This window comes from Mycobacterium paraffinicum, assembly GCF_025822865.1.
Classification (GTDB): Bacteria; Actinomycetota; Actinomycetes; order Mycobacteriales; family Mycobacteriaceae; genus Mycobacterium; species Mycobacterium paraffinicum.
Genome location: NZ_JACKUR010000025.1, coordinates 147,829 through 174,256 on the forward strand (window position 1 = coordinate 147,829; position 26,428 = coordinate 174,256).

At 69.7% G+C, this 26,428-nt stretch carries 23 protein-coding genes; 13 read left to right on the forward strand and 10 right to left on the reverse strand.

From position 1 onward, the window contains the following. The first annotated feature begins 8 nt into the window (after positions 1–8). A complete protein-coding gene (locus H7J89_RS15170; protein ID WP_264044497.1) occupies positions 9–2,657 on the forward strand; it encodes an FHA domain-containing protein in 2,649 nt (882 codons plus the stop codon). Position 2,658: 1 nt separating this feature from the next. Then, positions 2,659–5,220 carry an ATP-binding cassette domain-containing protein gene (locus tag H7J89_RS15175; protein WP_264044498.1) on the forward strand — a complete coding sequence of 854 codons (2,562 nt, stop codon included), beginning with the start codon at positions 2,659–2,661 and terminating at the stop codon, positions 5,218–5,220. A gap of 5 nt (positions 5,221–5,225) precedes the next feature. Here H7J89_RS15175 and H7J89_RS15180 read toward each other — a convergent pair whose 3' ends face one another. The 6 genes from H7J89_RS15180 to H7J89_RS15205 form a co-directional block, all read right to left on the reverse strand. Further along, positions 5,226–5,777, reverse strand: a complete 552-nt coding sequence (locus H7J89_RS15180; RefSeq protein WP_264044499.1) for a pentapeptide repeat-containing protein — start codon at positions 5,775–5,777, stop codon at positions 5,226–5,228. After that, positions 5,774–6,370: a GTP-binding protein gene (locus H7J89_RS15185; RefSeq protein WP_264044500.1), complete on the reverse strand. Its 597-nt coding sequence runs from the start codon at positions 6,368–6,370 to the stop codon at positions 5,774–5,776. Before H7J89_RS15185 ends, H7J89_RS15180 begins: the two co-directional genes overlap by 4 nt. Further along, complete coding sequence (locus tag H7J89_RS15190) at positions 6,351–6,725, reverse strand: DUF742 domain-containing protein (protein ID WP_067739957.1); 375 nt, start codon at positions 6,723–6,725, stop codon at positions 6,351–6,353. Before H7J89_RS15190 ends, H7J89_RS15185 begins: the two co-directional genes overlap by 20 nt. A 6-nt stretch (positions 6,726–6,731) precedes the next feature. Further along, positions 6,732–7,130: a serine protease inhibitor gene (locus H7J89_RS15195; protein ID WP_067949870.1), complete on the reverse strand. Its 399-nt coding sequence runs from the start codon at positions 7,128–7,130 to the stop codon at positions 6,732–6,734. Then, complete coding sequence (locus H7J89_RS15200; RefSeq protein ID WP_264044501.1) at positions 7,127–9,862, reverse strand: sensor histidine kinase; 2,736 nt, start codon at positions 9,860–9,862, stop codon at positions 7,127–7,129. The genes H7J89_RS15195 and H7J89_RS15200 overlap by 4 nt, the downstream gene beginning before the upstream one ends. A 251-nt stretch (positions 9,863–10,113) precedes the next feature. Then, positions 10,114–10,719 carry a class I SAM-dependent methyltransferase gene (locus tag H7J89_RS15205; RefSeq protein WP_264044502.1) on the reverse strand — a complete coding sequence of 202 codons (606 nt, stop codon included), beginning with the start codon at positions 10,717–10,719 and terminating at the stop codon, positions 10,114–10,116. Between the two features lie 17 nt (positions 10,720–10,736). On the opposite strand from H7J89_RS15205, the gene H7J89_RS15210 reads away from it, so the two are divergent. Next, on the forward strand, positions 10,737–11,207 hold the full coding sequence (locus H7J89_RS15210) for a tRNA (cytidine(34)-2'-O)-methyltransferase (RefSeq protein ID WP_264044503.1): 471 nt from the start codon (positions 10,737–10,739) through the stop codon (positions 11,205–11,207). 30 nt (positions 11,208–11,237) lie between these two features. Next, complete coding sequence (locus H7J89_RS15215; protein WP_264044504.1) at positions 11,238–11,564, forward strand: YciI family protein; 327 nt, start codon at positions 11,238–11,240, stop codon at positions 11,562–11,564. On the opposite strand, the gene H7J89_RS15220 is transcribed toward H7J89_RS15215, so the two are convergent. After that, complete coding sequence (locus tag H7J89_RS15220) at positions 11,565–12,209, reverse strand: nitroreductase family protein (RefSeq protein ID WP_264044505.1); 645 nt, start codon at positions 12,207–12,209, stop codon at positions 11,565–11,567. A gap of 239 nt (positions 12,210–12,448) precedes the next feature. Here H7J89_RS15220 and H7J89_RS15225 point away from each other — a divergent pair, with 239 nt between their 5' ends. Together H7J89_RS15225 and H7J89_RS15230 are read left to right on the forward strand one after the other, a co-directional pair. After that, positions 12,449–12,934, forward strand: a complete 486-nt coding sequence (locus H7J89_RS15225) for a hypothetical protein (RefSeq protein WP_264044506.1) — start codon at positions 12,449–12,451, stop codon at positions 12,932–12,934. Next, the gene (locus tag H7J89_RS15230) at positions 12,931–13,350 is read left to right on the forward strand and encodes a hypothetical protein (protein WP_264044507.1); all 420 of its coding nucleotides are present in this window, start codon (positions 12,931–12,933) and stop codon (positions 13,348–13,350) included. The genes H7J89_RS15225 and H7J89_RS15230 overlap by 4 nt, the downstream gene beginning before the upstream one ends. A gap of 25 nt (positions 13,351–13,375) precedes the next feature. Here H7J89_RS15230 and H7J89_RS15235 read toward each other — a convergent pair whose 3' ends face one another. After that, positions 13,376–16,666: an error-prone DNA polymerase gene (locus H7J89_RS15235; protein WP_264044508.1), complete on the reverse strand. Its 3,291-nt coding sequence runs from the start codon at positions 16,664–16,666 to the stop codon at positions 13,376–13,378. Between the two features lie 174 nt (positions 16,667–16,840). On the opposite strand from H7J89_RS15235, the gene H7J89_RS15240 reads away from it, so the two are divergent. Both H7J89_RS15240 and otsB read left to right on the forward strand, forming a co-directional pair. Then, a complete protein-coding gene (locus H7J89_RS15240; RefSeq protein ID WP_264044509.1) occupies positions 16,841–18,181 on the forward strand; it encodes a wax ester/triacylglycerol synthase domain-containing protein in 1,341 nt (446 codons plus the stop codon). Between the two features lie 41 nt (positions 18,182–18,222). Beyond that, a complete protein-coding gene (gene otsB, locus H7J89_RS15245; RefSeq protein WP_264044510.1) occupies positions 18,223–19,350 on the forward strand; it encodes a trehalose-phosphatase in 1,128 nt (375 codons plus the stop codon). On the opposite strand, the gene H7J89_RS15250 is transcribed toward otsB, so the two are convergent. Beyond that, complete coding sequence (locus H7J89_RS15250) at positions 19,347–20,219, reverse strand: MaoC family dehydratase (RefSeq protein ID WP_264044511.1); 873 nt, start codon at positions 20,217–20,219, stop codon at positions 19,347–19,349. The two genes, otsB and H7J89_RS15250, sit on opposite strands and share 4 nt — an antisense overlap. Before the next feature lie 82 nt (positions 20,220–20,301). Between H7J89_RS15250 and H7J89_RS15255 the strand changes: the two genes are divergently transcribed. The 5 genes from H7J89_RS15255 to H7J89_RS15275 are packed head-to-tail and all read left to right on the forward strand — an operon-like array spanning position 20,302 to position 25,357. Beyond that, positions 20,302–21,015 carry a histidine phosphatase family protein gene (locus tag H7J89_RS15255; RefSeq protein WP_264044512.1) on the forward strand — a complete coding sequence of 238 codons (714 nt, stop codon included), beginning with the start codon at positions 20,302–20,304 and terminating at the stop codon, positions 21,013–21,015. A 50-nt stretch (positions 21,016–21,065) separates the two neighbouring features. Beyond that, entirely contained in the window at positions 21,066–23,063 is a 1,998-nt protein-coding gene (locus H7J89_RS15260) for an SDR family oxidoreductase (RefSeq protein WP_264044513.1), read from the forward strand. Between the two features lie 43 nt (positions 23,064–23,106). Beyond that, positions 23,107–23,850 carry a 2OG-Fe dioxygenase family protein gene (locus tag H7J89_RS15265; RefSeq protein WP_264044514.1) on the forward strand — a complete coding sequence of 248 codons (744 nt, stop codon included), beginning with the start codon at positions 23,107–23,109 and terminating at the stop codon, positions 23,848–23,850. Positions 23,851–23,870: 20 nt separating this feature from the next. Then, complete coding sequence (locus H7J89_RS15270) at positions 23,871–24,902, forward strand: nucleoside hydrolase (RefSeq protein ID WP_264044515.1); 1,032 nt, start codon at positions 23,871–23,873, stop codon at positions 24,900–24,902. Beyond that, positions 24,899–25,357 carry a hypothetical protein gene (locus H7J89_RS15275; RefSeq protein WP_264044516.1) on the forward strand — a complete coding sequence of 153 codons (459 nt, stop codon included), beginning with the start codon at positions 24,899–24,901 and terminating at the stop codon, positions 25,355–25,357. The genes H7J89_RS15270 and H7J89_RS15275 overlap by 4 nt, the downstream gene beginning before the upstream one ends. Positions 25,358–25,448: 91 nt before the next feature. On the opposite strand, the gene cmaA1 is transcribed toward H7J89_RS15275, so the two are convergent. Continuing rightward, a complete protein-coding gene (cmaA1, locus tag H7J89_RS15280; RefSeq protein WP_264044517.1) occupies positions 25,449–26,336 on the reverse strand; it encodes a cyclopropane mycolic acid synthase CmaA1 in 888 nt (295 codons plus the stop codon). Between the last annotated feature and the right edge of the window lie 92 nt (positions 26,337–26,428).

Below are 26,428 nucleotides of genomic sequence, written 5' to 3' on the forward strand. Positions count from 1 at the left end.
TTGGTCCGATGAGCTCAGCAGCCCCGCCCGTCTTGACGGTTCGTTTTGACGGGTCAGAACGCACCTTCGCCGCCGGTCACGACGTGGTGGTGGGGCGCGATCTGCGCGCCGACATGCGCATCACGCACCCGTTGATCTCGCGCGCGCATCTGTTGCTGCGCTTCGACCAGGGCCGGTGGCTGGCGATCGACAACGGTTCGCTCAACGGCACTTTCGTGAACGGCCGGCGGGTGCCGGTGGTCGAGATCCACGACGGTCAGTGCCTCAACATCGGAAACCCGGATGGGCCTCAGCTGCTGTTCGAGGTGGGGCGGCACCAGGGAATGGCCGGGCGCCCACCGCAAACCGAATCGATGGGAATTCCGGTCGCCGCTCACCCGGGCGGGACGGCCTGGTCCGCTGCGCCGGGTGGCCCGCCCGTCGCCGCGCCGCCCGGTCCCCCACCCGGACCGGCGGGCCGCCCGCCCAACTGGGCGTCGCCGCCGCGGCGCCCGCAGCCCGGCGCGCCCGGGCCCCGCCCCGCCCCGCCGGGGCAACCGATGTACGCGGGGGGCGGCCGCGCGTCGGCTCCTCCGCCGGTGGCACCCGCGCCGCCCGCCAACTTCCAGCCGCACCCGCAGATGCCGGCGCCGGACACCCGGATGTCCCCCACCAGCTCCAAGCCGCCCGAGGTGGCGAACCTGGCGACGAAGATGTTCCAGGCGCTCAGGCCCTCGCGATCCGGGGCCATCCATAAGCCTTCCGGCGCGCTGACCATCGGCCGTGCCACCGACAACGACGTCGTCATCCAGGACGTCCTCGCGTCCCGCCATCACGCGTTTCTGACCCAGACGCCGCTGGGCACCGAAATCCGCGACGCCCACAGCGTCAACGGGACTTTCGTCAACGGTGTGCGGGTGGGGTCCGCGGTACTGACCGAGGGCGACGTGGTCACGATCGGAAACGTCGACCTGGTGTTCACCCGCGGTGAGCTGCTCCGCCGTACCGAGGCCGCGACCCGCTCCGGCGGCCTGGAAGTCAACTCCGTCTGCTTCACCGTCGACCAGAACAAGCAACTGCTCGACCACATCTCGCTGACCGCCCGGCCCGGCACGCTGACGGCCATCATCGGCGGTTCGGGTGCCGGTAAGACCACGCTGTCGCGAGTGATCGTGGGTTACACCAGCCCCACCTCGGGCTCGGTGACCTTCGAGGGCCACGACATCCACGCCGAGTACGCGACCATGCGCAGCAGGATCGGGATGGTCCCGCAGGACGACGTCGTGCACCGCCAGCTGACCGTCAACCAGGCCCTGAACTACGCCGCCGAGCTGCGGCTTCCGCCCGACACCAGCAAGGCCGAGCGGGCCCAGGTCGTCGCCCAGGTCCTCGAAGAACTGGACATGACCAAGCACGCCGAGACCCGGGTGGACAAGCTGTCCGGCGGCCAGCGCAAGCGGGCCTCGGTGGCCCTCGAGCTGCTCACCCAGCCGTCGCTGCTACTCCTCGACGAACCGACGTCCGGCCTGGACCCGGCGCTGGACCGTCAGGTCATGCTGATGCTGCGCCAGCTCGCCGACGCCGGCCGCACGGTGCTGGTGGTGACCCACTCGGTCTCCTACCTGGACGTGTGCGATCAGATCCTGCTGATCGCACCGGGCGGCAAGACCGCCTTCTGCGGCCCACCCGACCAGGTCGAGGCGGCCATGGGCACCCGCAACTGGGCCGACATCTTCGCCAAGGTGGGCGCCGACCCCGACGAGGCCAACCGCCGGTTCAAGGAGCGCAATCAGCAGCAGTCCCAGGCGCCGTCCCCGCAAAGCCCGGCCGACCTTGGCGAACCACCGAGGACCGACCTGTGGCGGCAGCTGTCCACGATCGCCCGCCGCCAGGTGCGCCTGGTGGTGTCCGACCGCGGTTACACGATCTTCCTGGCGATCCTGCCGTTCCTCATCGGCGCGCTGTCGCTGACGGTGAAAGGGCCCCACCCCGGGCTCGGCCCGGCCGATCCGCTGGGCGTCGCGCCCACGCAGCCGCAGTACATCATGGTGCTGCTGAACATCGGCGCAGTCTTCATGGGCACCGCGCTGACGATCCGCGACCTGATCGGCGAGCGCGCGATCTTCCGGCGGGAGCAGGCCGTCGGGCTGTCCACGACGGCCTACCTGCTGGCCAAGATCGCGGTGTTCTGCGTGTTCGCGACGCTGCAGGCGGCGATCGCGACCATCATCGTGCGGCTGGGCAAGGGTGCGCCGACGGCCCACCCGCCGTTCTTCGGCAACTCCACCTTCTCGCTGTTCGTCACCGTCGCCGGCACCTGTGTGGCGTCGGCGATGCTCGGCCTGCTGTTGTCGGCCGTGGCGCAGTCCAACGAACAGATCATGCCGCTGCTGGTGGTGTCGATCATGTCGCAGCTGGTGTTCTCCAGCGGCATGATCCCGGTCTATCAGCGCTTCGGCCTCGAGGAGCTCGCGTGGCTGACACCGGCCCGCTGGGGCTACGCCGCCGGTGCGTCGTCGATCGACTTTCCATCGCTGGTGAAGGTCAAACAGATCCCCACCAACGACCCGATCTGGCAGCACTCGAAACACATCTTCGTGTTCGACATGGCGATGCTGGCGTTCCTGTCGATCGCGTACACCGGCTTCGTCCGATGGCACATCCGGCTGAAACGCTGAGATGACTCAAGCCGCGGCTCCCGTCCTCACTGTTCGATCCGACCGATCGAAGGGCAGCTTCGCGGCCGGCCGCGACGTGGTCGTCGGGAGCGACCTGCGCGCGGATCTGCGGGTCGCGCATCCACTGGTCGCCCGCTCGCACCTGCTGCTGCGCTTCGATCGCGGCAAGTGGATTGCGCTGGACAACAATTCGCTGAACGGGGTGTACGTGAACGGCCAGCGCGTGCCGCTGGTCGACATCGAGGACGGCCAGACCGTCAACATCGGCAAACCCGACGGCCCTCGCATCACGTTCGAAATCGGCCACCACACCGGGGCCGTGGGCATGCTCCCGCCGACCACGGAGTCGATCCCGGTCATCTCGCCGCCCAGCGACGCCCAGCCGGCGCGTGCCCAGCCGGCCGGCCAGCGGCCGCCGGCGCCACCGCGGCAACCACCGGCGCAGTCGCCGCGCCCGCACCCGTGGGAGGGTCCGCACCGCACCACCGCCGTACCGATCGTCCGGCCGGACGCCGCGACCCGCTCGGTCCCGCAGACCGGCGGGCCGCCGGAGCTCAATCAGCCGACCCAGATCGGCGTGAGCGGTCAGGTCGCGGAGTTCCCGACTACGCGGGTCAAGCACCTGGGTCCCGATTCCGAGCGGGGGACCGAGCGGCCCGGGCGCGCGGCCTGGATCGGTCGCGCCCTCGACAACGACATCGTCATCCACGACGTGCTGGCGTCGCGCCACCACGCGTTCCTGACGCCAACGCCGGCGGGCCCCGAGATCCGCGACGCCAACAGCAGCAACGGCACCTTCGTCAACGGGGTCAAGGCCGCGTCCGCGGTGCTGTCCGAGGGCGACGTGGTGACCATCGGCAACGTCGACCTGGTGCTCTCCGGCGGCATCCTGGTCCGCCGCCAGGAGGCGGCCGCGCGCACCGGCGGACTGGAGGTGCGGGGCGTCGACTTCAGCGTCAACGGCAAGAACCTGCTGGACAAGATCTCCATGACCGCCCGCCCGGGAACGCTGACCGCGCTCATCGGCGGGTCCGGCGCCGGCAAGACCACGCTGTCGCGGCTGATCGCCGGGTACGCCACCCCGACCTCCGGGCTGGTCACGTTCGAGGGCCACAACATCCACACCGAGTACGCGTCGCTGCGGACCAGGATCGGGATGGTCCCCCAGGACGACGTCGTGCACCGCCAGCTCACGGTCAACCAGGCCCTCGGCTACGCGGCCGAGCTGCGGCTGCCGCCCGACACCACCAAGGCCGACCGCGAAGAGGTCGTCGCGCAGGTGCTCGACGAGCTGGGGCTGACGCAGCACGCGGACACCCGGGTGGACAAGCTTTCCGGTGGGCAGCGCAAGCGCGCCTCGGTGGCGCTCGAACTGCTCACCGGGCCGTCGCTGCTGATCCTCGATGAGCCGACTTCCGGTCTGGACCCGGCGCTGGACCTGCAGGTCATGACGATGCTGCGCCAGCTGGCCGACGCGGGCCGGGTGGTGCTGGTGGTCACCCACTCGCTGACCTACCTGGACGTCTGCGACCAGGTGCTGCTGATGGCGCCGGGCGGCAAGACCGCCTTCCTGGGGCCGCCCGACCAGATCGGGACGGTCATGGGGACCACCAACTGGGCGCAGATTTTCGCGAAGGTGGGCGCCGACCCGGACGAGGCCAATCGCCGCTTCCTGGCGCAGAACAAACCCCCGCCGCCCGCGGAGACGGAGGCGCCGGCCGACCTCGGCGTCCCGCCGCGCACCAGCATGCGGCACCAGTTCTCCACCATCGCGCGCCGCCAGATTCGTCTGGTGATCTCCGACCGCGCCTACTTCGTGTTCCTGGCGCTGCTGCCGTTCGTGATGGGTGCGCTGTCGCTGACCGTTCCCGGCCACACCGGTTTCGGCTACGCCGACCCGACGAGCGATTCGGCAGGCGAGGCCGGGACGATCCTGACGCTGCTCACCATGGCGGCGGCGTTCATGGGCACCGCGCTGACGATCCGCGACCTCATCGGCGAGCGCCCGATCTTCCGGCGCGAGCAGGCGGTCGGCCTGTCGACGACGGCCTACCTGCTGGCCAAGATCGCGGTGTTCTGCGTGTTCGCCGTCATCCAGGCGGCCATCGCGACCGCCATCGTGGTGGCCGGCAAGGGCACCCCGAAGCGGCCGGCCGTGCTGCTGGGCAATGCGACCCTCGAGCTGTTCGTCGCCGTAGCGGCGACGTGCGTGGCCGCCGCGATGCTGGGCCTGCTGCTGTCGGCGCTGGCGCGCTCCAACGAGCAGATCATGCCGCTGCTGGTGGTATCGCTGATGGGGCAGATGGTGCTGTCCGGCGGGATGGTGCCCGTCACCAACCGGATCTTCCTCGACCAGCTGTCCTGGGCGGTGCCCTCGCGGTGGGGGTACGCCGCGCAGGCGTCGACGGTCGACCTGTGGACGGTGGCGCCCGGCCCGCAGAGCCCGCGGGACAGCCACTTCCGGCACACGTCGGGCGCCTGGCTGTTCGACATGGGCATGCTCGCGGCGTTGTCGGTCGGCTACGCCGCGCTGGTGCGCTGGCGCATCCGGCTCAAGCACTGAGCCGATCAGCCGTCGAGGCGCAGGCCCTGAGCCGCCGCGAAGGCCACCGCCTGGCCCACGTCGACGCGGGCGCCCGCCAGCGACGCGGTTCGCCACAACGAGGCATCCACGGTTGCGCCGCGCAGGTCGGCGTCGTCCAGCCGGGCACCCGTCGTCCGCGCGCCGGACAGGTCGGCGCCGCGCAACACCGCCTGGCGCAGATCCGCCTCCACCAGGCTGGCCTCCCGCAGCCGGCAGCCGCTCAGGTCGACGCCGCGCAGGTCGTTACCGCCGAGCACCGCGAGCGTGAAGTCGACCTCGTCGAAGGCGATCGGCCGCATCCGGCACTGCACGAAGATCGAGCCCAGCATGCTGCACTGCGCGAACTCGCTGTGCCACAACGAAGTTCGCCGGAACGTGCAATTGCGGAACGCCGACCCGCGGTGCTGCGACTCGGCCAGGTTGGCGCCGCTGAAGTTGCACTCGTCGAACACGACCCGTTCGGTCTGCCACCGGCTGAGGTCCTCGTCGGTGAAGTCGTGGCCTTCGAAGTGACGATCAACCCCCCGTGTGCTCAACTGGCCGTCAGGCTGGCCAGGGCGTATTCGCTGACCGCGATCAGCGCATCGGTCGCCGACCGGCGATCCCGGGCGTCGACGGTGATCATCGGGATGTGCGCGGGCAAGGTGAGCGCCTCGCGCACCTCCGCGACGGGGTAGCGCGGCGCGCCATCGAACTCGTTGACCGCGACCAGGAACGGCAGGTTGCGGTGCTCGAAGAAGTCGACCGCGGCGAAGCTGTCCTCCAGGCGCCGGCAATCCACCAGCACGATCGCCCCGATGGCGCCGCGAACCAGGTCGTCCCACATGAACCAGAACCGGCGCTGCCCCGGCGTGCCGAACAGGTAGAGCACGAGGTCCTCGTCCAGCGTGATCCGGCCGAAGTCCATCGCGACGGTGGTGGTCCGCTTGTCCGGCGTGGCCTCCAGCGCGTCGACGGCGGTCGAGGCGTCGGTGAGCATCGCCTCGGTGCGCAACGGCATGATCTCCGACACCGCCCCGACGAACGTCGTCTTGCCGGCACCGAACCCGCCCGCGATGACGATCTTCGTGGAGGCGTGGGCGGAGTCGGCGTACATCTCGGGGTGCGCCTCAGAGTGCCTTAAGGCCACGCAGCGTCCTTCCTATCAGTTCGTGGCGCTCATCTCTGGTCGAACGCTCGGACAACGTCCTATGCACCCGAAGGTAGCCGGACAAAACCAGATCACCGACCAGGACGCGCGTGACGCCGAGCGGCAAATCCAGCCGGGCGGAGATCTCCGCGACCGACGGACTGCCCACGCAGAGTTGGATGATCTTGCCTTTCGCGTCGTCGGGCGGCCACCGATAAGCCAGGCCGGCCTGCAGCGTCTGAATCGGCGCTTCCACGGGAAGGTCGACGTCGGTGCCGGTCCGTCCGGAGGTCAGGGTGTACGGGCGGACCAGATTCCCTCTACGTGCGCCCGGCCGGGGTTCGCGTTCGTCCATCGCGGCTCACGAGACGCCAGACCGGCGGGTGGACTGCACCACGCCCCCGACCCGCTCGACCAGGATGGCCATCTCGTAGCCGATTTGACCGATGTCACACGACGTGGCGGCCAGCGTGGCCAGATGCGAGCCGTCGCCGACGCGCATCAACAGCAGGTAACCGTGTTGCATCTCAACCACCGACTGCAGCACCTGGCCGCCCTCGAACAGCTGCGCGGCGCCGGTCGCGAGGCTGGCCAAACCCGAAGCCACCGCGGCCAGCTGGTCGGCGCGCTCGCGGGGGAGATGCTCGCTGGCGGCGAGGGGCAGCCCGTCGACGGAGACCAGCAAGGCGTGCGCCACACCGGGAACCTCGCGCGCGAACCGCGTCACCAGCCAGTCCAGCGAATTGTCAGGTGAAGTCATTCCTGATCGGGCCCTTGAGTCGTGTCGCGCGCGTGCGACCGGCCGGTGCGCACGCCGCCGAAGTGGTTACTGAACGAGGCGCGAACCGCCTCGGGATCGCGCGCCGCCGCGGCGTGCTGCGGCTCGCGGGCGGAGTGGGTGCCGCCGTTGGTTGCTTGGCCTTCCTCGGCCGGCTGGTCCTCGTCGGGCAGGCCCGTCCCGTTGGCCGTCCCGGGCACCAGCCGGGCGCCGGGCGTGCGCACCGGCAGGCCGTGCTCGGCGGTGCGCGATTCGACGGGCTTGTCCTCGGCCGCCGCGGCCAGCGTCCAACCGCGGTCCCACACCGACTGCCAGTCCAGGTCGGGACTGTTGACCAGGTCGTGGGGGTCGCCGAGCATCTCCGAGAGCATCCGCCGGTAGATCACGTCGTCGTCGGCCGGGGTGCTGTCGCTCTTGGGGGCGGCCGGAATCGACGGGCCCGGCGCGCTCGGGATGGGAGCCGGCGGCTTGTCGGCCTCCCGCGACCGCGCGGCGAAGAACGCCGACGTGTCCGACGCCGTCCGCGCCGGCGCGGGTTTGGGATCCGGCTCCGCCGGGGTGCCGCTCTCCCACCACGGGGTGGGAAGTTCGCGCCGGTGCCGCTGGGGCTGCTGCTCGTCGGCGGGCACCTCGGTGATGCCGCTGGAACCGGGGTTGCGGCGCGGCAGCAGCGTGACCGGCGGTACGGGGTCCTCGGCGGCGTGCTGGATCGCCGGCTCGGGCCTGCGTTCCTCGGCCGGCGCGGCGAGTTGTGCGCTGGGGGACGAAACCGCCCGGATCCGCGTGGCTCGGACGGGCCGGGCCGCGCCCTCGAGGATGGTCGGCGGCAGGTAGATCTCCGCGGTGGTGCCGGAGCCCGTCTCGTTGGCCGCCGGGCCGCGCAGCCCCACCCGGATGCCGTGCCGGGCCGCGATGCGGCCGACCACGAAAAGCCCCATGTGGCGGGCGTTGTCGGGGCTGACCTCGCCCCCGGCTTGCAGCCGCATGTTCGCCATGCGGCGATCGGTGTCGTTCATGCCCAGGCCGGAGTCGGCGATCCGCACCACGACTCCGCCGTCCCCGCCGCGGGCCGCCGAGACCCGCACGGGCGTCGAGGGCGGTGAGTAACGCAGGGCGTTGTCGATCAGCTCCGCGAACAGATGGATGGCGCCGCCGGCGGCCGCGCCGATCAGCGTGCTGTTGTCGGGCAGTCCGGCGATTTCGACGCGGCGGTAGTCCTCGACCTCGGACACCGCGGCGTTGAGCACCGTCGACAGCGGCACCGGGTCGCGCTGGTCGCGGGCAAGCTGCGCGCCGGCGAGCACCAGCAGGTTGGCGCTGTTGCGGCGCAGCCGGGCGGCGAGGTGGTCCAGCCGGAACAGGCTGTCCAGGCGTTCGGGGTCCTCCTCGTTGCGCTCCAGCCGGTCGATGAGCGACAGCTGCTGGTCGACCAGCGACCGGCTGCGCCGCGACATGGTCTCGAACATGTCGTTGACCAGCAGTCGCAACCGCGCCTCGTCGCCGGCCAGCAGCAGAGCCTGGGTGTGCAGTTCGTCCACCGCGTGGGCGACCTGGCCGATCTCCTCGGTGGTGTACACCGGCAGCGGTTGTGGCGTCGGCTCGGCGCCGCCCGCCTTGACCCGGGCGATCTCCTCCTCCAGGTCGGTGTGGGCCACCTTGAGGGCGCCGTCGCGCAGGATGCGCAGCGGCCGCACCAGCGCACGCGCCACCAGCAACACGACGACCAGCGCGATGACGATCGCGGCCAGCACCAGGATGGTGTCCAGGATCGCGGCGTTGCGCTTGTCGTCGGCCTGCGCGTGCACCGACTTGGTCACCGATGCGGTGGCGTCCTTGATGACCTGCTCGGCGATGTCGTCGGTGGCCTGGATCGAACGCAGCAGGTCGGCGTTGTCGACGAGCACGCTGGGCGGATCGGACATGATCGCCATCCGGGCCACCAGCTGCTGCTGCAGCGTCTTGGCTTCCGGCGATCCGGCGCCGAGCACCTCACTCATCCCGAACAGGGTCGACGGCTCGGTCCCGGCCAGGGTGATCATCGAGGTTCGCAGTTGCGGCTCGGGCAGCTCGGCGCCCCGGGTGACGAGGATCTTCTGCATCGTCATCTGCCCGCGCGCCCCGACCGCCCGGCTCAGCCCCTCGGTCCGCGCGCGGATCTTCTCGTCGTCGACGCGTACCGACGCGTTGATGACGTCCTCCGCGGTCAGCAGGATGGGCGCATAGAGGGTCACCCGCTCCCGCAAACCGAGGCCGTTGTCGGACGCCTTGTTCACCAGCATCTGACCGCCGTCGAGCAGATTGTTCACGCCCGACCGCACTTCGGCGCTCACGTCGGTGTCGTTCAGGCGCGTGTCCAACTCGTACTTGCGCGCCTCGAAGTTCTTCTTGGCCCCCTCCACGTCGCGCCCGGTGCTGCCCGCCATCAGGGCGACGTCCAGGGCGGACATGTATTTGGTGACCACCGGGACCACGTCGGCGCGGGCGGCGGCAAGGCGCAGACCGCCCGCGTTCGCCATCGCGCCCTCGATGCGCAGCACCCCGAACACCGTCGCCAGCACCAGCGGGACCAGCACAATCGCCAGCACTTTCCACCGGACCGGCCAGTTGCTCAGCGACCAGGTCGGCGGCCGGTTGTCCGGCACCGGGTCGGTGGCAAGCGGCTGTGGAGACTCGGAGGCGGCCGCCTCGGCCGGGTTGGCCGGGCGGGCGAACATGGTCACGTCGCCACGGCCGTGCGAGCGGCCGCTGCGCTGATGGTCAGCGCCCGAGAAATCGAGAGGCTCATGAGACTTCCTGCTTTATCCACCCGTACCACGCCAGATGGGCGCGAGCGCGTCAACGTGGCAATCCGACGAGTATGACAGCCCGCGGCCCAGGTCACCAGAATCGTTACTGAGCAGACAGGTCCCTCCAAGGTGCGCCCGCGCACGGGCGGACGATTCTGGCAAACCCGCGCGCCGGCAGGCTATGCCGGGCGGAGGACCGCGACGAGGAAATCCGACTCATCGGTGAACGGCCGCAGGTCCCAGGTGGACAGCAGCAGATCCGGCGCGAAACCGGCGGCCGCCGCGTCGTCGAGGAAGGCGGCGAACGCGTAATCGCGGCCGGCGCCGAAGCCGATCGCCGCCCGGCCGTCGCCCTTGAGGTGGGCGCGCAGCCGGCCCAGCACCCGCCCCCGGGTGCTCGGGGCGAGAAACGTCATGACGTTGCCGGCGGACACGATCACGTCGAACGGCTCGGCGATGCCGCGGGCGGGCAGGTCCAGTTCGGCGAGGTCGCCGACGAGCCAGCGCGGGCCGGGATGATCCTGCTCGGCCGCTTCGATGAGCGCCGGATCGACGTCGACGCCGACGACGTGGTGACCGGCGGCGGCCAGGTAACCGCCCAGCCGGCCGGGGCCGCAACCCGCGTCGAGGATCCGGGCGCCCCTTGGCGCCATCGCGTCAACGAAGCGGGCCTCGCCGGCCAGGTCGTCACCGGCGCGGGCCATGGCGCGGAACCGCTCGATGTACCACTGCGAATGTCCGGGATCGGCAGCGACTTTCTGCATCCAGATGCTCTGCTCGACCATGCGACCATTATCGCGTTGTGTTCAAGCTGATGTTCTACTCCCCGCGCATCGCCCCCAATACGGGCAACGCGATCCGGACCGCGGCGGCGACGGGCTGCGAATTGCATCTCGTCGAGCCGATGGGCTTCGACCTGTCCGAACCGAAGGTGCGGCGGGCGGGACTGGACTATCACGACCTCGCGTCGGTCACCGTTCATTCCTCACTCGAGGCCGCCTGGGAGGCGCTTGCGCCGGCCCGGGTGATCGCGTTCACCTCGCACGCGCCCACCTCGTTCGCCGACGTCCGCTACCGGGCGGGCGACGTGCTGATGTTCGGGCCCGAACCCACCGGGCTGGACGCGGCGACCCTGGCCGACGCGCACATCACCGAGCAGGTGCGGATCCCCATGCTGGCCGGCCGCCGCTCGTTGAACCTGTCCAACGCCGCGGCCGTCGCCGTGTACGAGGCCTGGCGGCAGCACGGCTATGACGGGGCGCTTAAGCGATGAGTTCCGGGCGCGGCGCGAGTCAGTAGTGACATGGCAACCTTCATCACGATCGGTTACGGCGAAGAAGCCGGATACCACCGGTTGAGCGACGACCGCAGACGGGCCGCGCATGCCCGCGACGACGAAATCAGCGCGTCCGGCGCGCTCGTCGCCCGGGCCGGAGACCCCGTGCAGGTGCGCAACCCGGACGGCGCGGGGGTGCGGATCGAGCAGGGCCCCTTCCTCCGATCGGCGATGCCGATCGCGGGGTTCGCGGTGTTGGAGGCAGACGATCTCGACGCGGCGATCGAGCGGGTGAGTCAAACGCCCTGCGCGGTCGCGCACGGAGTCGTCGAGGTGTGGCCGCTTCAGACCTGATTACCAAGCGTCCCAATGCGTGACCCGCTCGGCGGGCAACCGCTTGGCGGGGCGGAAGTCGGTGCCCTTGGTGTAGGCGATCGGGAACAATCCGCCCTGGCTGTACTTGTCGTAGGGAATGCCCAGCACGTCGGCCACCTGCTGCTCGCCGTCGCGCAGTAGGTGCAACGTCGTCCAGCACGAGCCCAGCCCGCGGGAGCGCAACGCCAGGCAGAAACTCCAGACCGCCGGGAACAGCGAGGCCCAGAACGACACCCCACCCAACGGCGACTTGTCGTCGCGGCCTTCGATGCAGGGGATCAACAACACCGGCGCCTCGTGCATGTGCTCGGCGAGGTAGGTCGCGGAATTGCGGACCTTGTCCATCCGCTCGCCGCGGGTATCCCCCTCGCCGTATTGCGGAGCAGGCGCGCTGAGGTAGCCGCGGGCGTTGGCCAGATACACGTCGCCGATCGCCTTCTTCTTCTCCGCGTCCTCGACGAACACCCATTGCCAGCCCTGCGAATTGGATCCTGTGGGGGCCTGCAGCGCCAGGTCGAGGCATTCCATCAGTACCTCGCGGCCGACCGGCTTGTCGAAGTCGAGACGTTTGCGGACCGAGCGGGTGGTGGTGAGGACTTCGTCGACGGACAAGTTGAGGGTCATGCTTTTCAGACTACCGACGCCACCATCAGGGGTGCCCTTGCGCTCGACGAATCGGGACCGATGGCCGAAGCGTCTGTGACCAACGGCCCTACGTCAGGCCCGTGATATGCGGCGATAGTCGTCCCGAACAGCAGTTTGTGCATGACACCCATGTGATGAGGGGGGCGATTTTGATGCCGGCAGGCAACCGATCCGTGGGTGCGTGCGTTCATGCGCATTGCGGGGGTTCTCGGAACCGATTGGGCGGCAACGCTACTGCGGTCGAGCGCATCGGTGTGCTCGCGCTGGTCGTGTTCATCGTGGTGGCCGTGGGGTGGGCGTCCCGGACGCCGAGCCACGCGATGCCCACCGGCGACAAAGGCCTGCCCGGGAAGTGGCTCGGAGATGCGCAGTGTTACGACGGCTCCAAGGGCACCGCGGCCCTGGAGGTCACCAGCGTCGTTTTCAACGAGTTCCACGGCAAGATGAGCTACACCCCGTGGGGCTTTTGCGAGCAGTATCACGATGAATACCTCTGGGGCACTGTGAATCCGGACGGCAGCCTGCAGGGCAATGTGTTCGCGGGAACCTACTTTTACAGCCGCACCAATGACTGGACGCTGCACTACAACTGGGACCAACAGTGGGGCGGCGTGGACAAATGGATCCACGGACGGCTGGTCAAGCAGACCGGCGAACCTATGCCAGTACCGGCGCAACCGGGTCAGCTAGCAGCCGAAGGATGAAGAAGATGAGAATGCTTGGTAGTCCGTTTATTTGGGCCGCGGCAGTGACGGTGACGCTCGCGCTCGCTACGGCATCCGGCGTGCCCGCGAGTGCCGAAGACTACCTGTATGTGCACACCGAGTCCGGAAGGACGCGGTGTTCCATCGGAACGCACGAAGTTCTATGCGTGAGCCAAACCTTGGAATTGCCAGTAGGGTTCGGCAACAACGCGGCCCAGGTGGACGACACGGGCAAGTTGCAATACCTGGGCGTTGGCATGGTCGGCGACCCTGATCGCGATATCGTGCTGCATTACGGCGAGACGTATCACCTGCAGGGCTGGACGTTGCTGCCGACGGATCATGGCACCCGGTTCACCAACGACCGCACCGGTCACGGCATGTTCGTCAGCGTTCACGGGATTTATTCGTTCTAGAGGCGCGAACGCAAGACGCCAAGGCTCACCGGAAGTCGCGGGACTTCGAGCCGACGGCCAGGGTGATGCTGCCCAGCCGCTCGGCGACGACGGTGACGGCGCCGCTGGCGTTTTGGACCTGGCCGCGCACCAGCATCGCCGGCGCCGTGTTGGCCAGCTTGCGGTGCCGCGCCCACACCGCCGGCGTACACAGCACGTTGACCATCCCGGTCTCGTCCTCGAGGTTGAGGAACGTCACCCCCTGGGCCGTGCCGGGCCGCTGCCGGTGGGTCACAGCGCCGGCGATCAGCACCCGGTCGCCGTCGGGCACGTCGAGCAGCTTCCCGGCGGGAACCACGCCCATCGCGTCCAGGTCCGCCCGCAGGAACTGCGTCGGATAGCTGTCCGGGGAGACGCCGGTGGCCCACACGTCCGCGGCGGCCAGTTCCAGCTCACTCATCCCGGGCAACGCCGGGACGTGCGACGACGAGCCCACACCGGGCAACCGGTCCGGGCGCTGGGTGGCGGCCGCCCCGGCCGCCCACAGCGCCTCGCGCCGCGACATGGAAAAGCAGCCCAGCGCCCCGGCCGTGGCCAGCGCCTCGGTCTGCGGCACGCTCAATTGCAACCGCGTGGTCAGGTCCAGCAGAGACGCGAACGCGCCGTTGGCTTTTCGCTCCTCGACCAGCCGCTCGGCGAGGTCGTCGCCGATGTGGCGCACCGCGCCGAGCCCCAGCCGGACCTGGGTCCCGCCGTTCTCGAGTGTGGCGTGCGCCAGGCTGGCGTTGACGTCCGGGCCGTGCACCGTCACGCCGTGCCTGCGCGCGTCGGCCACCAGCGACTGCGGCGAATAGAAGCCCATCGGTTGCGCGCGCAGCAGCGCCGCGCAGAACGCCGCCGGGTGGTGCAGCTTGAACCACGACGAGTAGAACACCAGCGACGCGAAGGACAGCGCGTGGCTTTCCGGGAAGCCGAAATTGGCGAAGGCCTCCAGCTTTTCGTAAGTCCGGTCGATCACCTCGTCCGGGGCGCCGTGCAGCGCGCGCATGCCGTCGTAGAACCGGCCGCGCAGCCGTCGCATGCGTTCGGTCGAACGCTTGGAACCCATCGCGCGCCGCAGCTGGTCGGCCTCGGCGGCGGAAAAGCCGGCGCAGTCGACCGCCAGCTGCATCAATTGCTCCTGAAACAGCGGCACCCCCAGCGTCTTTCGCAGCGCCGGCTCCATAGACGGGTGGTCGTAGGTGACCGGGTCGAGGCCGTTGCGCCGCCGGATGTAGGGGTGCACCGACCCGCCCTGGATGGGTCCGGGACGGATCAGCGCCACCTCCACCACCAGGTCGTAGAAGATCCGCGGCCGCAGCCGCGGCAGGGTGGCCATCTGCGCCCGCGACTCCACCTGAAACACACCGACGGAATCGGCGCGGGCCAGCATCTCGTACACCGCCGGCTCGGAGAGGTCGAGTTTGGCCAGGTCCACCTCGATCCCCTTGTGCTCGGCCACCAGGTCGATGGCGTAGTGCAGCGCCGAGAGCATGCCCAGCCCTAGCAGGTCGAACTTCACCAAACCGATTGCCGCACAGTCGTCTTTGTCCCACTGCAGGACACTGCGGTTCTCCATGCGTGCCCACTCCACCGGGCACACGTCAGCGATCGGGCGGTCACAGATCACCATGCCGCCGGAATGAATGCCCATGTGCCGCGGCAGGTTCCGGATCTGGTTCGCAAGATCGACCACCGGCTCGGGGATGCCTTCTATGTCGGGCGAGTCCGCCAGGCCGTTCCAGTGGCTGATCTGCTTGCTCCACGCGTCCTGCTGTCCCTGTGAGAAGCCGAGGGCGCGGGCCATGTCGCGCACGGCGATCCGGCCCCGGTAGGTGATGACGTTGGCGACCTGGGCGGCGTAGTCGCGGCCGTATTTGTCGTAGACGTACTGGATGACCTTTTCGCGCTCGTCCGACTCGATATCCATGTCGATGTCGGGCGGCCCGTCCCGGGCGGGCGATAGAAACCGCTCGAACAACAGCTCGTTGGCCACCGGATCCACCGCTGTGACGCCCAGGGCATAACAGACCGCGGAATTGGCCGCCGATCCCCTGCCCTGACACAGGATGTTGTTCTCCCGGCAGAACCGGGCGATGTCGTGCACCACCAGGAAGTAACCCGGAAATGTCAGCTGTGCAATGACTTTCAGTTCGTGCTCGATCTGGGAGTAGGCGCGCGGCGCGGCATCGGGGAGCCCGTAGCGGTCCCGCGCCCCTGCCATGGTCAACTGCCGCAGCCAGCTGTCCTCGGTATGTCCGGCGGGCACGTCGAACGGCGGGAGCTGCGGCGCGATCAACGCCAGCCCGAACGCGCACTGTTCGCCGAGCTCGGCGGCGGCGGTCACCGCTTCGGCCCCCCCAAAAGGCATATGCCCGAACAGCCGGGCCATCTCCTCACCGGACCGCAGGTGCGAGCCGCCCAGCGGGGCCAGCCACCCGGCGGCGGCGTCCAGGGACTGCCGCGCCCGGATCGCGCCCATCGCCATGGCCAGCCGGCGCCGCGACGGCCCCGCGAAATGCGCCCCCGTGGTGGCGACGACGCCGACGCCGAAGCGCGGTGCCAGCGCGGCCAGCGCCGCGTTGCGTTCGTCGTCGAGCGGGTGGCCGTGGTGGGCCAACTCGATGCTGACCCGGTCCGCGCCGAACCGGTCCACCAGGTCGGCCAGCGCGCGCCCTGCCGCGTCCGGGCCTTGCGACAGGGCTTGGCGAACATGGCCTTTGCGACAACCGGTCAGGATGTGCCAGTGCCCGCCGGCGGCCTCGGTCAGCGCGCCCAAGTCGTAGCGGGGCTTGCCCTTCTCCCCGCCGGCCAGGTGCGCCGCGGCCAGCTGCCGCGACAGCCGCCGGTAACCCTCCGGGCCACGGGCCAGCACCAGCAGGTGCGGGCCGGGCGGGTCCGGCGTCTCGGTGCGGGCCCCTGGCCCCAGGGACAGCTCGGCGCCGAACACGGTGCGCAGCTCGAGTTCGGCGGCCGCTTCGGCGAACCGCACCGCCCCGTACAGGCCGTCGTGGTCGGTCAGCGCCAGCGCACGCAACCCCAGCCGGGCGGCCTCCTCGACCAGCTCCTCCGGCGTGCTGGCCCCGTCGAGGAAGCTGAACGCCGAATGTGCGTGCAGCTCGGCATATGCAACGGACGAGCGGGCTGCTCGGGTGTCGTCCGGCGGCCGGTAGATTCCACGCTTGGGCGACAGGGGGGCGTCCTCCCCGGGTACCACCGGCACGCCGGCATGGCGCGGCTTGCCGTCGAGCACCCGCTCCATTTCCGCCCAGCTCGGCGGGCCATTAAACCAACCCATGCCAGCCCACAACCGCAGTCTATCGAATGTTTGTTCGAATTGCCTCCGGTCGGGACAACCGTTGTTAAACCGATCTTCAACTCCTAAACAAGGTCTTAACGCCAAGGGCCTAGCCCGGGCACACACCCGGGGCAGACACTGGTACGAGGGCAAAAATCGACCGCGGGGGCGAGCATGGCGCAGGTGAGGGCACTGGATGCGGCGTTCCTGACGGCTCAAGACCCCGACCAGCACTCCGGCCTCGCAACCGGCGCGGTGGCCATCGTCGACGGCGGCGCACCCGACTTTCAGCGCCTCAAAAGGCTTCTGGCGGAACGTATTCGGTTGATACCGCGCTGCACGCAATTGCTGCGCGCCCACCCGCTGCACCAGGAATGGGTCGACTGCCCGGAATTCGACCTCGCCCGCCACGTGCACCGAATGGCGATTCCCCGCCCGGGTGACGAAGCCGAGCTGTCCCGGGCCATCGCGCACGCCCTCGAGCGCCCCCTGGGCCCGGATCGTCCGCCGTGGGAGTGCTGGGTGATCGAGGGCCTCAAGGGCGACCGGTGGGCGATCCTGATGAAAACGCATCACCGCCTCCTGGGTGGCGACTCGCCCGCTCAGCTGCTCACCAGGCTGTGCGACGACGCCGATGTCGCTGCCTTTGCCAATGACCCTGCGGCCCAACCGGCCCCGCGGCAACCGGTCTTGCGACCGGGCTGGCCCGATGTGCTGTGGCGCGCGTCCTGGACCGCGACCGGTGCCGCCCTCGGCGCGGTGTGGCCCGTGCTGCAGGCGCACGCCCGGGTCGCCACTGCGCGGCGCTATGCCACCGTGCGTATCCCGATCGCCGACGTCGACCGCGTCTGCCGCAAGTTCGGTGTGGCCGTCAACGACGTCGCGCTGGCCGCCACCAGCGAGGGCTTCCGGACGGTGCTGCTCGGGCGCGGCGAGGAGCCACGGGCGGACTCGCTGCGTGCCCTGGTGCCGACGCCGATCCGCTCGCCGTATCTGCCGGTCGACGGCGACGACCCGGTGCAGCGCTTGCGGACCGTGCAGAGCAGGTGGAACGACAAGGAAACGGGCACTCCGCGGTCCGGGGGCATCGTCGGGTCGGTGCTCAATTCCTTGCCAGCGGTGCTGCGGGACGGCGTCATCGGGTTGCTGACGCGACTGCCGCAGCGCGCCATCGTCACGCTGGCGACCAATGTGCCCGGGCCCCGCCACCGGCTGCGCCTCATGGGCCAGACGATGGAGCGCTTGCTGCCCATCCCGCCGACCGACGTCCAGTCGAGCACCGGGGTCGCGGTGCTGAGCTACGGCGACGAACTCGTATTCGGCATCACCGCCGAGCCCGGCGCCGCGTTTGACGTCAAGCAATTGGCCGCCGGCATCGAACTGGGCATGGCGCGGCTCGTGGCGCTCAGCCAGGACTCGGTGCTGCTGTTCGGCGATCGCCGCCGCAAGCCGTCGCCGCGCGCGTTACCCGGTCGCGGCGCGTGCCCACCCGCGCCGCGGCACGCGCGGCACTGACCCACTCCCGTTCGGGCTGACCATCGTGAGAAGGTTGGCTCATGCCAGAGCCGGGATCGGTCGTCATCGACCCGCGCCGCCATGACGCGGTGCTGTTCGACGCGCTCGACCCCACCCTGGACGGGCAGCTGCGCGGGATCGGGGTCGGCACCGCGACCTTTACCGACGACCCGGTGGAAGCGGCCCGCCGGCTGCGCGTGCTTCCCGGCCGGTGCGTCGTCGTCACCGCCGACGAAGCGGGCGTCGACGCGGCGCGCGCCGGCGGATTCGCGTTGGTCATCGGTGTCGACCGAGGGAATGGCGGCGCGCTGCGGGACGCGGGCGCCGATGCGGTCGTCGCCGACCTCCGCGAGGTGACCGTGCGCACCGGGGACCGCCGGATGTCACAGCTGCCCGACGCGCTGACGGCCCTCGACGACCTGGCCGCGCGGCGACCGGCCGTCTTCTTCGACTTCGACGGCACGCTGTCCGAGATCGTCAACGATCCGGATGCGGCCATCCCGGTCGACGGCGCCACCGAGGCGCTGCGCCAGCTGGCCCACCAGTGCCCGGTCGCGGTGCTGTCCGGGCGCGATCTGGCCGACGTGACGAATCGGGTTGGCGTGCAAGGCATTTGGTATGCCGGCAGCCACGGCTTCGAGCTGACCGCACCCGACGGCACGCACCACCAGAACGACGCCGCCGCGGCGGCCATACCGGTGCTGGAGCGTGCGGCGGGCGAATTGCGGGAGCGCCTGGGCTCCATCCCGGGCGTGATGGTGGAGCACAAGCGCTTTGGGGTCGCGGTGCACTACCGCAATGCCGGCCGCGACCGCGTCGGCGAGGTGGCGGCCGCGGTGCGCGCGGCGGGCCGGCGCGACGAGCTGCGGGTGACCACCGGCCGCGAAGTCATCGAGTTGCGACCGGACCTGGACTGGGACAAGGGGAAAACGCTGCGCTGGGTGCTCGACCACCTGACCGGGACGGAGTCGAGCCCGCTCACGCCGGTCTATCTCGGCGACGACATCACCGATGAGGACGCGTTCGACGCGATCCACGACGGCGGTGTGCCCATCCTGGTGCGGCACAACGACGACGGCGATCGCGCCACCGCGGCGGAGTTCGCGCTGGACAGCCCCGCGCGTGCCAGCGAGTTCACCGCCCGGCTGGCGCGCGAGCTGTCCCGCTAGGCCTGCACGTACTCCACCGCGCCGTCGTCGAGCACCACCCGCGTGCCGACACCCTCGGCGCCGGACGCCTCGGTGCGAAACACCGCCTTGCCCGGCTCGGTGCGCCAGATCAGCGTGGTCAGCGTCTCGCCGGGAAACACCGGCGAGGTGAATCGCGCCGCAATCGAGGTGATGTTGGCCGCGACCCCGCCCCCCAGCTCGGCGAGCAGCGCGCGACCCGTCACCCCGTAGCTGCACAGCCCGTGCAGGATCGGCTTGGGGAAGCCGGCCATCTCGCGAGCGAACCACGGGTCGCTGTGCAGGGGGTTGCGGTCACCGGAGAGCCGGTAGATCAGCGCCTGGTCCTCCCGGGTGGGCAGCGCGACCCGCGCGTCGGGCTCGCGGTCGGGGATCTCCGGGGCCACCGGCCGCTGACCCGGCATGCCGCCGAACCCGCCCTCACCCCGGATCACCAGGGTGGTGAGCGTCTCGGCGATCAGCTTCTCCGAGCCGGGGTCCGTGCCCCGGCCGCGCAACACCAGGATCGCGTTCTTGCCCTCGCCCTTGTCCTGGATGTCGGCGACCTCGGTGACCACCGACAGCTTCCCCGCGGGTGGCAGCGGCGCGTGCAGCCGGATTTCCTGCGAGCCGTGTAACAGCATGGCCCAGTTGAAAGTTCCGACCTTGCCGGCCGCCCCGAACGCCGGGCAGCAGATCACCGCGTACGTGGGCAGCACCTGCTGGTCGATGCCGTGGCTGTTCTCGGTGGTGAACGACAGGTCGTCGAGGCCGGCGCCGACCCCGAGGGCGTACAGCAGGGTGTCCCGGTCGGTCCATTCGAACAGCATCGGTTCGGTCACCGCGCCGACAGCACTCGGGTCAATCGCCATCTGAGTCTCCTTCGCCAGTATTTCTCCACCTAACCATCGCAAACCCTTCCCACCGATGCCGTCGGCAGGGCAGGCTATCGACATGCCGAAGCGCAGCTTGGTCCGGAATGTCTCGAAGGCGGTCGCGGCGTTCACCGCGGTCCTCATTGTCGGTGCCTGCGGCGGATCGCCCCAGGCGCGCAGCATCACGGTGACGTTCATCCGGCACGCCCAGTCCGAATCCAACGCCAGCGGGATCATCGACACCTCGGTGCCGGGCCCCGGCCTGACGCCCGAGGGTCAGGGGCAGGCCCAACAGATCGCCCACCAAGCGGGCCGCAAGGACTACGACGGCATCTACGCCTCCACCATGGTCAGAACTCAGCAGACCGCAGCGCCGCTGGCCTCCGAGCTGGGCAAGCAGGTCGAGGTGCTGCAAGGCATCCAGGAGATCAACGCCGGCTGGTTCGACGGCAAACCGATCGCGCAGGAGAACGCGACCTACCTGTTGGCGCCGGCGGACTGGCTCAGGGGCGACATGCAAGACAGCATCCCGGGGTCGGTCAGCGGCAAGCAGTTCAACGACGGGTTCACCGCGGCCATCCAGAAGGTCTACAACAGTGGCCAGCACAATCCGGTGGTGTTCTCGCACAAATTCGCCATCGAGTACTGGACGCTGATGAATACGAAGAACGCCAAGGACACGTTGCTGACCAGCCACCCGCTGCCCAACACCGGGCGCGTGGTGATCACCGGGAACCCGATGACCGGCTGGACCCTGGTGGAGTGGGACGGCATCCGGGACTTCCACAGCTGATACCGGTTGACCGGTTGACGTGGGTGGTCACCAGCCGCCACGATGGCTCCATGCGTTATGTCGTTACCGGCGGTACCGGGTTTATTGGTCGCCGCGTCGTCGACCGCCTGCTGGAAACGCGGCCCGATGCGCAGGTGTGGGTGCTGGTCCGGCGGCAATCGCTGGGCAGCTTCGAACGGCTCGCCGCCGAGTGGGGTGAGCGGGCGAAAGCACTGGTCGCGGGGCTGCCGGAGCTGGAGCTGACCGACGAGACCCTCGCCGAGCTGGGCCGCGTCGATCACGTCGTGCACTGCGCGGCCATCTACGACATCACCGCGGGAGAGGACGAGCAGCGGGCCACCAACGTCGAAGGCACCCGCGCCGTCATCGAGCTGGCGCAGCGGCTGGGCGCGACCCTGCACCACGTGTCCTCGATCGCCGTGGCCGGCGACTTCCGCGGCGAGTACACCGAGGACGACTTCGACGTCGGCCAGCAACTCCCGACCCCCTACCACCAGACCAAGTTCGAAGCCGAGCTGCTGGTGCGGTCGGCGCCCGGGCTGCGCTATCGGATCTACCGCCCGGCGGTGGTGGTGGGCGACTCGCGCACCGGCGAGATGGACAAGATCGACGGGCCGTACTACTTCTTCGGCGTCCTGGCCAAGCTGGCGCTGTTGCCCTCGTTGACGCCCATCCTGCTGCCCGACACCGGCCGCACGAACATCGTGCCGGTCGACTATGTCGTCGACGCGCTCGTCGCGCTGATGCACTCCGAGGGCGCCGACGGCCGCACCTTCCACCTGACCGCCCCGAAAACCGTTGGGCTGCGCGGCATTTACCGCGGCGTTGCCAGGGCGGCCGGGCTTCCGCCGGCGCGCGGGTCGCTGCCCGGCTCGGTGGCCGCCCCGGTGCTCAAGGTGCGCGGGCGGGCCAGGGTGCTGCGCAACATGGCGGCCACCCAACTCGGTATCCCGGCCGAGGTCTTCGACCTGGTCGACCTCAAGCCCACCTTCGTCAGCGACCAGACCCGGAAAGCGTTGCGCGGCACCGGCATCGACGTGCCCGAGTTCTCCAGCTACGCGCCCCGGCTGTGGCGGTACTGGGCCGAGCACCTCGACCCGGACCGGGCGCGCCGCGACGATCCGAAGGGACCGCTGCGCGGCCGGCACGTCATCATCACCGGCGCGTCCAGTGGCATCGGCCGGGCGGCGGCGATCGCGGTCGCCGAGCGCGGGGCGACGGTGTTCGCGCTGGCCCGCAACGCCGAGGCGCTGGACGAGCTGGTCGCCGGGATCCGCGCGGGCGGCGGTGACGCCCACGCCTTCACCTGCGACGTCACCGATTCCACCTCGGTCGAGCACACCATCAAGGACATCCTGGGGCGGTTCGGCCACGTCGACTACCTGGTCAACAACGCCGGCCGGTCGATCCGCCGCTCGGTGGTGAACTCCACCGACCGGCTGCATGACTACGAACGAGTGATGGCGGTCAACTACTTCGGTGCGGTGCGGATGGTGCTGGCGCTGCTGCCGCACTGGCGCGAGCGCCGCTTCGGTCACGTAGTCAACGTCTCCAGCGCCGGCGTGCAGGCGCGCAACCCCAAGTACAGCTCGTACCTGCCCACCAAGGCGGCGCTCGACGCGTTCGCCGACGTGGTCGGCTCGGAGACGCTGTCCGACCACATCACCTTCACCAATATCCATATGCCACTGGTTCGTACGCCGATGATCGCGCCGTCGCACCGGCTCAACCCGGTGCCCGCGATCAGCCCGGAACGCGCCGCCGCCATGGTGGTGCGCGGCCTGGTGGAAAAGCCGGCGCGCATCGACACCCCGCTGGGCACGCTGGCCGAGGTCGGCAATTACTTCGCGCCGCGGACGTCGCGGCGCATCCTGCACCAGCTCTATCTGGGTTACCCCGACTCGGCCGCCGCCCGCGGCTTGACCACCGAACCGGCGGCGGCCTCCCCGCGCAAACCGAGGCGCCCAGCGCGGGGCGTCACCCGCGGCATCCGGACGCCGCGAGGAGTCAAGCGCTTGGTCCGCCTGGTGCCCGGGGTGCATTGGTAGGTCAGCGCGTTTCAGGCGCATCCGATTGCGGTATTCCGGCGCGATGACGCGGACTCTTTCCGAGAAGCGGGCCGACGCCGACCCGGTGGCCGCCGCGGCCCGGCAGGTCGCCACGACGGGCGCCGCGGTGATGTCCTCGTTCGATATGACCCGAAGCCTGGGCGCGGGCCGCGAAGAGTGGACCCGGTTCGCCCGGCACTGGCGGCATCTGGCCCCCGACCCCTACGCGGCGGAGCTGGGCGTGCAGCGGCTGCGCCGCTACGGCCGGTACTCGTTTCGCGATGGCCTGCTGCACCCGATGCCCAGGAGTACGTTCGTGCAGCCGGAGGAATCCAACCCCCTCTACATCGGCAGGGACCGCGACTTCGAGCCGCTGAGCGACGCGTTCGCCGGGGACCCCTTGTTGCACAAGCTGATCGGCCTGCTGGCCCGGGTGGCCGCGGCGCTCGACGATGTGGCGGACTGGAACGTCAAGGTGCATCCGTTCCGTACCCGGTCGTCGACGGACGAGGGCGCGCATCCGACGCCAGAGGGCATGCACCGCGACGGCGTCACGCTGGTCACCTCGCTGCTGGTCGGACGGCGCAACGCCATCGGCGGCGAGAGCACGGTGTGCGACCTCGACGGCCGGCCGTTGCTGGCGACGACGCTGGCCGAGCCCGGCACGCTGCTGCTGGGCGACGACCGCCGCACGCTGCACGGCGTCTCCCCGATCCGGCCCATCGACGGATCGGGCCCGGCGCAGCGTGACGTCCTGGTGGTCACCTTCGCCTCGACCTGGCCGTAAGCGTCGGTATCGTTGCGGCGGTGGCCCCCGTTTTCGTCGACGTCGACACCGGCGTCGACGACGCGCTGGCGTTGATGTACCTGTTCGCCAGCCCGGACGCTGATGTGGTCGGCATCGCCTCCACCGGGGGAAACGTTGCGGTGCAGCAGGTTTGCGAGAACAACCTGGGTCTGCTCGAGCTGTGCGGCGTCACCGGGGTGCCGGTCTCCAAGGGCTCCGACGAGACCCTGACCGGGCCGATGCGCCTGCCCTCAAAGGTTCACGGCCCCAGGGGATTGGGCTATGCCGACCTGCCGTCCACCGATCGCCGCCTCACCGACCACGACTCGGCGACCGCCTGGGTGCGCGCCGCGCACACCTTTCCCGGTGAGCTCATCGGCGTGGCGACCGGCCCGCTGACCAATCTGGCGCTGGCGCTGCGCGCCGAACCGGCGCTGCCGACGCTGCTGCGTCGCCTGGTCATCATGGGCGGTTCCTACGATCACCGGGGCAACACCACCGCGGTGGCCGAATGGAACATCAGCGTGGACCCCGAGGCCGCGGCCGAGGTGCTGGCGGCCTGGGACACCGAAACCGTTGGCCAAGAGCGCCTTCCGATCCTGTGCGGCCTGGACCTGACCCGCAAGGTGGCGATGACGCCCGATCACCTCGCCAGGTTGGCGGACGCCGCGGGATCGACGGCCACGCCGATGAGCGCGGACGACGAGCCCGGCACCCGGTCGACGGCGTCCAACCCGTTGATCCGGGTGATCGAGGACGCGATGCGGTTCTACCTGGAGGCTTACCACGACATCGGCCACGGATATCAGGCACATCTGCACGATCCGCTGGCCGCCGCCGTGGCGCTGGCCCCCGGGCTGGTCACCACCCGGCCCGCGACGGTCGACATCGAACTGACGGGCACCCTGACCCGCGCCATGACGGTGACCGACTGGTCGGGGCGCCGGGAACCGAATGCGCTGATCGGGATCGACGTGGACGCGGCGGCCTTCTTCGACCGTTTCATCGAGCGGGTTGGGCCGTTTGCGCGCCGGGCACCCTGTACGCCATGAAGATTCGTTTCATCGAGGTCCTGCGCGCGGGATGGGGCACCGTGCTGCTGGCCGCCCCGTCAGAGGTGCTGAACCACATCCACGGGGTGCGGGTCGACCGCAAGGCGCTCGTCGTCACCCGGATCCTGGGCGCGCGTCACCTCACCCAGGCGCTGTTGTCGGGCGTCAACCCCGGCCCGGAGGTGCTGGCTGCCGGCGTCTGGGTCGACACGGTGCACTCGATCACCGCTCTCGGCCTGGCGGTGGTCGATCGGCGCCGGGCCCGCGGCGGGGTGACCGACGCCGCCGTCGCGGCGTCGTGGGCGGGCCTGGGCTGGCGCCACCTGCAGGCGGGCCAGGCTAGGACGGACGACGTCCGCGGGCGCGATCGGTTGGCCCGCGCGGTCGTGGGTGCGCTGCCCGGCGGTGGCCCGCTGATGGCGCGAGCGCAGGCGGTCCGCGCCGAGCGGACCTAGGGCGCGAGTCGTTCGCGCCGGGGGTGTGGATGACGGCCACGGTCATCCCACCGGCGGCTGGTCCGCCCGGGTGCCCGCCGTGCACTGAACGTTATTTCTGCAGCGTGAACTGATTGACGTCGATGTATCCGATACGGAACATCTCGGCGCAGCCGGTCAGGTATTTCATGTATCGTTCGTAAACTTCCTCGGATTGCAGCGCGATGGCCTCGTCCTTGTGGGCTTGCAGTGCGGCAGACCAGATGTCGAGCGTCTTCGCGTAGTGCGGTTGCAGCGACTGGACGCGACTTACTGTGAAGCCATTCGCGGTGGCGCGTTCTTGCACCATCGGTATCGAGGGCAGCCGCCCACCCGGGAAGATCTCGGTGACTATGAATTTGATGAATCGGGCGAATGTGAACGATAAGGGCATGCCGCGTTCGACCATCTCCGTCGGATGCAGCCCGGTGATGGTGTGCAGCAACATGATCCCGTCATCGGGCAGCAGGTCATGCGCCAGGGTGAAGAACGCGTCGTAGCGCTCGTGCCCGAAGTGTTCGAAGGCACCGATGCTGACAATCCGGTCGACGGGCTCGTCGAACTGCTCCCAGCCTCGCAGCAGGATCCGCGCGGAACGTGGGCTATCGGATTGGGCGATCAGCTGCTCGACGTGATTGGCCTGGTTGCGGCTCAGGGTGAGGCCGACGACGTTGACGTCGTACTTTTCGAGGGCGCGCATCATGGTGGCCCCCCAACCGCAGCCGACGTCGAGCAACGTCATGCCCGGTTGCAACCCAAGTTTGCCGAGGGCGAGGTCGATCTTGGCGATCTGCGCCTCTTCCAGCGTCATGTCGTCGCGCTCGAAGTAGGCGCAGCTGTACGTCTGGGTCGGGTCGAGGAATAGCCGGAAGAATTCGTCCGACAAGTCGTAGTGGGCCTGCACATCGTCGAAGTGCGGCGTTAAATCAGTCCCCTCGGGGGGCTCCGACGTCGTAGGCATCGTGACAGCCTAGTCGCCGATCTGAGCATCCCGGAAACAGTGAAGTCTTGCGTTTGCTTCGGCATCGATACCGGCGAGGACCAGCAGTGGCG

Excerpts from the sequence above, each read along its gene's own strand:
- H7J89_RS15170 (WP_264044497.1), top strand. The coding sequence starts at position 9 with ATGAGCTCAGCAGCCCCGCCCGTCTTGACGGTTCGTTTTGACGGGTCA.
- H7J89_RS15175 (WP_264044498.1), top strand. The coding sequence starts at position 2,659 with ATGACTCAAGCCGCGGCTCCCGTCCTCACTGTTCGATCCGACCGATCG.
- H7J89_RS15190 (WP_067739957.1), bottom strand. The coding sequence starts at position 6,725 with ATGGACGAACGCGAACCCCGGCCGGGCGCACGTAGAGGGAATCTGGTC.
- H7J89_RS15195 (WP_067949870.1), bottom strand. The coding sequence starts at position 7,130 with ATGACTTCACCTGACAATTCGCTGGACTGGCTGGTGACGCGGTTCGCG.
- H7J89_RS15200 (WP_264044501.1), bottom strand. The coding sequence starts at position 9,862 with ATGTTCGCCCGCCCGGCCAACCCGGCCGAGGCGGCCGCCTCCGAGTCT.
- H7J89_RS15205 (WP_264044502.1), bottom strand. The coding sequence starts at position 10,719 with ATGGTCGAGCAGAGCATCTGGATGCAGAAAGTCGCTGCCGATCCCGGA.
- H7J89_RS15215 (WP_264044504.1), top strand. The coding sequence starts at position 11,238 with ATGGCAACCTTCATCACGATCGGTTACGGCGAAGAAGCCGGATACCAC.
- H7J89_RS15220 (WP_264044505.1), bottom strand. The coding sequence starts at position 12,209 with ATGACCCTCAACTTGTCCGTCGACGAAGTCCTCACCACCACCCGCTCG.
- H7J89_RS15230 (WP_264044507.1), top strand. The coding sequence starts at position 12,931 with ATGAAGAAGATGAGAATGCTTGGTAGTCCGTTTATTTGGGCCGCGGCA.
- H7J89_RS15235 (WP_264044508.1), bottom strand. The coding sequence starts at position 16,666 with ATGGGTTGGTTTAATGGCCCGCCGAGCTGGGCGGAAATGGAGCGGGTG.
- H7J89_RS15240 (WP_264044509.1), top strand. The coding sequence starts at position 16,841 with ATGGCGCAGGTGAGGGCACTGGATGCGGCGTTCCTGACGGCTCAAGAC.
- otsB (WP_264044510.1), top strand. The coding sequence starts at position 18,223 with ATGCCAGAGCCGGGATCGGTCGTCATCGACCCGCGCCGCCATGACGCG.
- H7J89_RS15250 (WP_264044511.1), bottom strand. The coding sequence starts at position 20,219 with ATGGCGATTGACCCGAGTGCTGTCGGCGCGGTGACCGAACCGATGCTG.
- H7J89_RS15255 (WP_264044512.1), top strand. The coding sequence starts at position 20,302 with ATGCCGAAGCGCAGCTTGGTCCGGAATGTCTCGAAGGCGGTCGCGGCG.
- H7J89_RS15260 (WP_264044513.1), top strand. The coding sequence starts at position 21,066 with ATGCGTTATGTCGTTACCGGCGGTACCGGGTTTATTGGTCGCCGCGTC.
- H7J89_RS15265 (WP_264044514.1), top strand. The coding sequence starts at position 23,107 with ATGACGCGGACTCTTTCCGAGAAGCGGGCCGACGCCGACCCGGTGGCC.
- H7J89_RS15275 (WP_264044516.1), top strand. The coding sequence starts at position 24,899 with ATGAAGATTCGTTTCATCGAGGTCCTGCGCGCGGGATGGGGCACCGTG.
- cmaA1 (WP_264044517.1), bottom strand. The coding sequence starts at position 26,336 with ATGCCTACGACGTCGGAGCCCCCCGAGGGGACTGATTTAACGCCGCAC.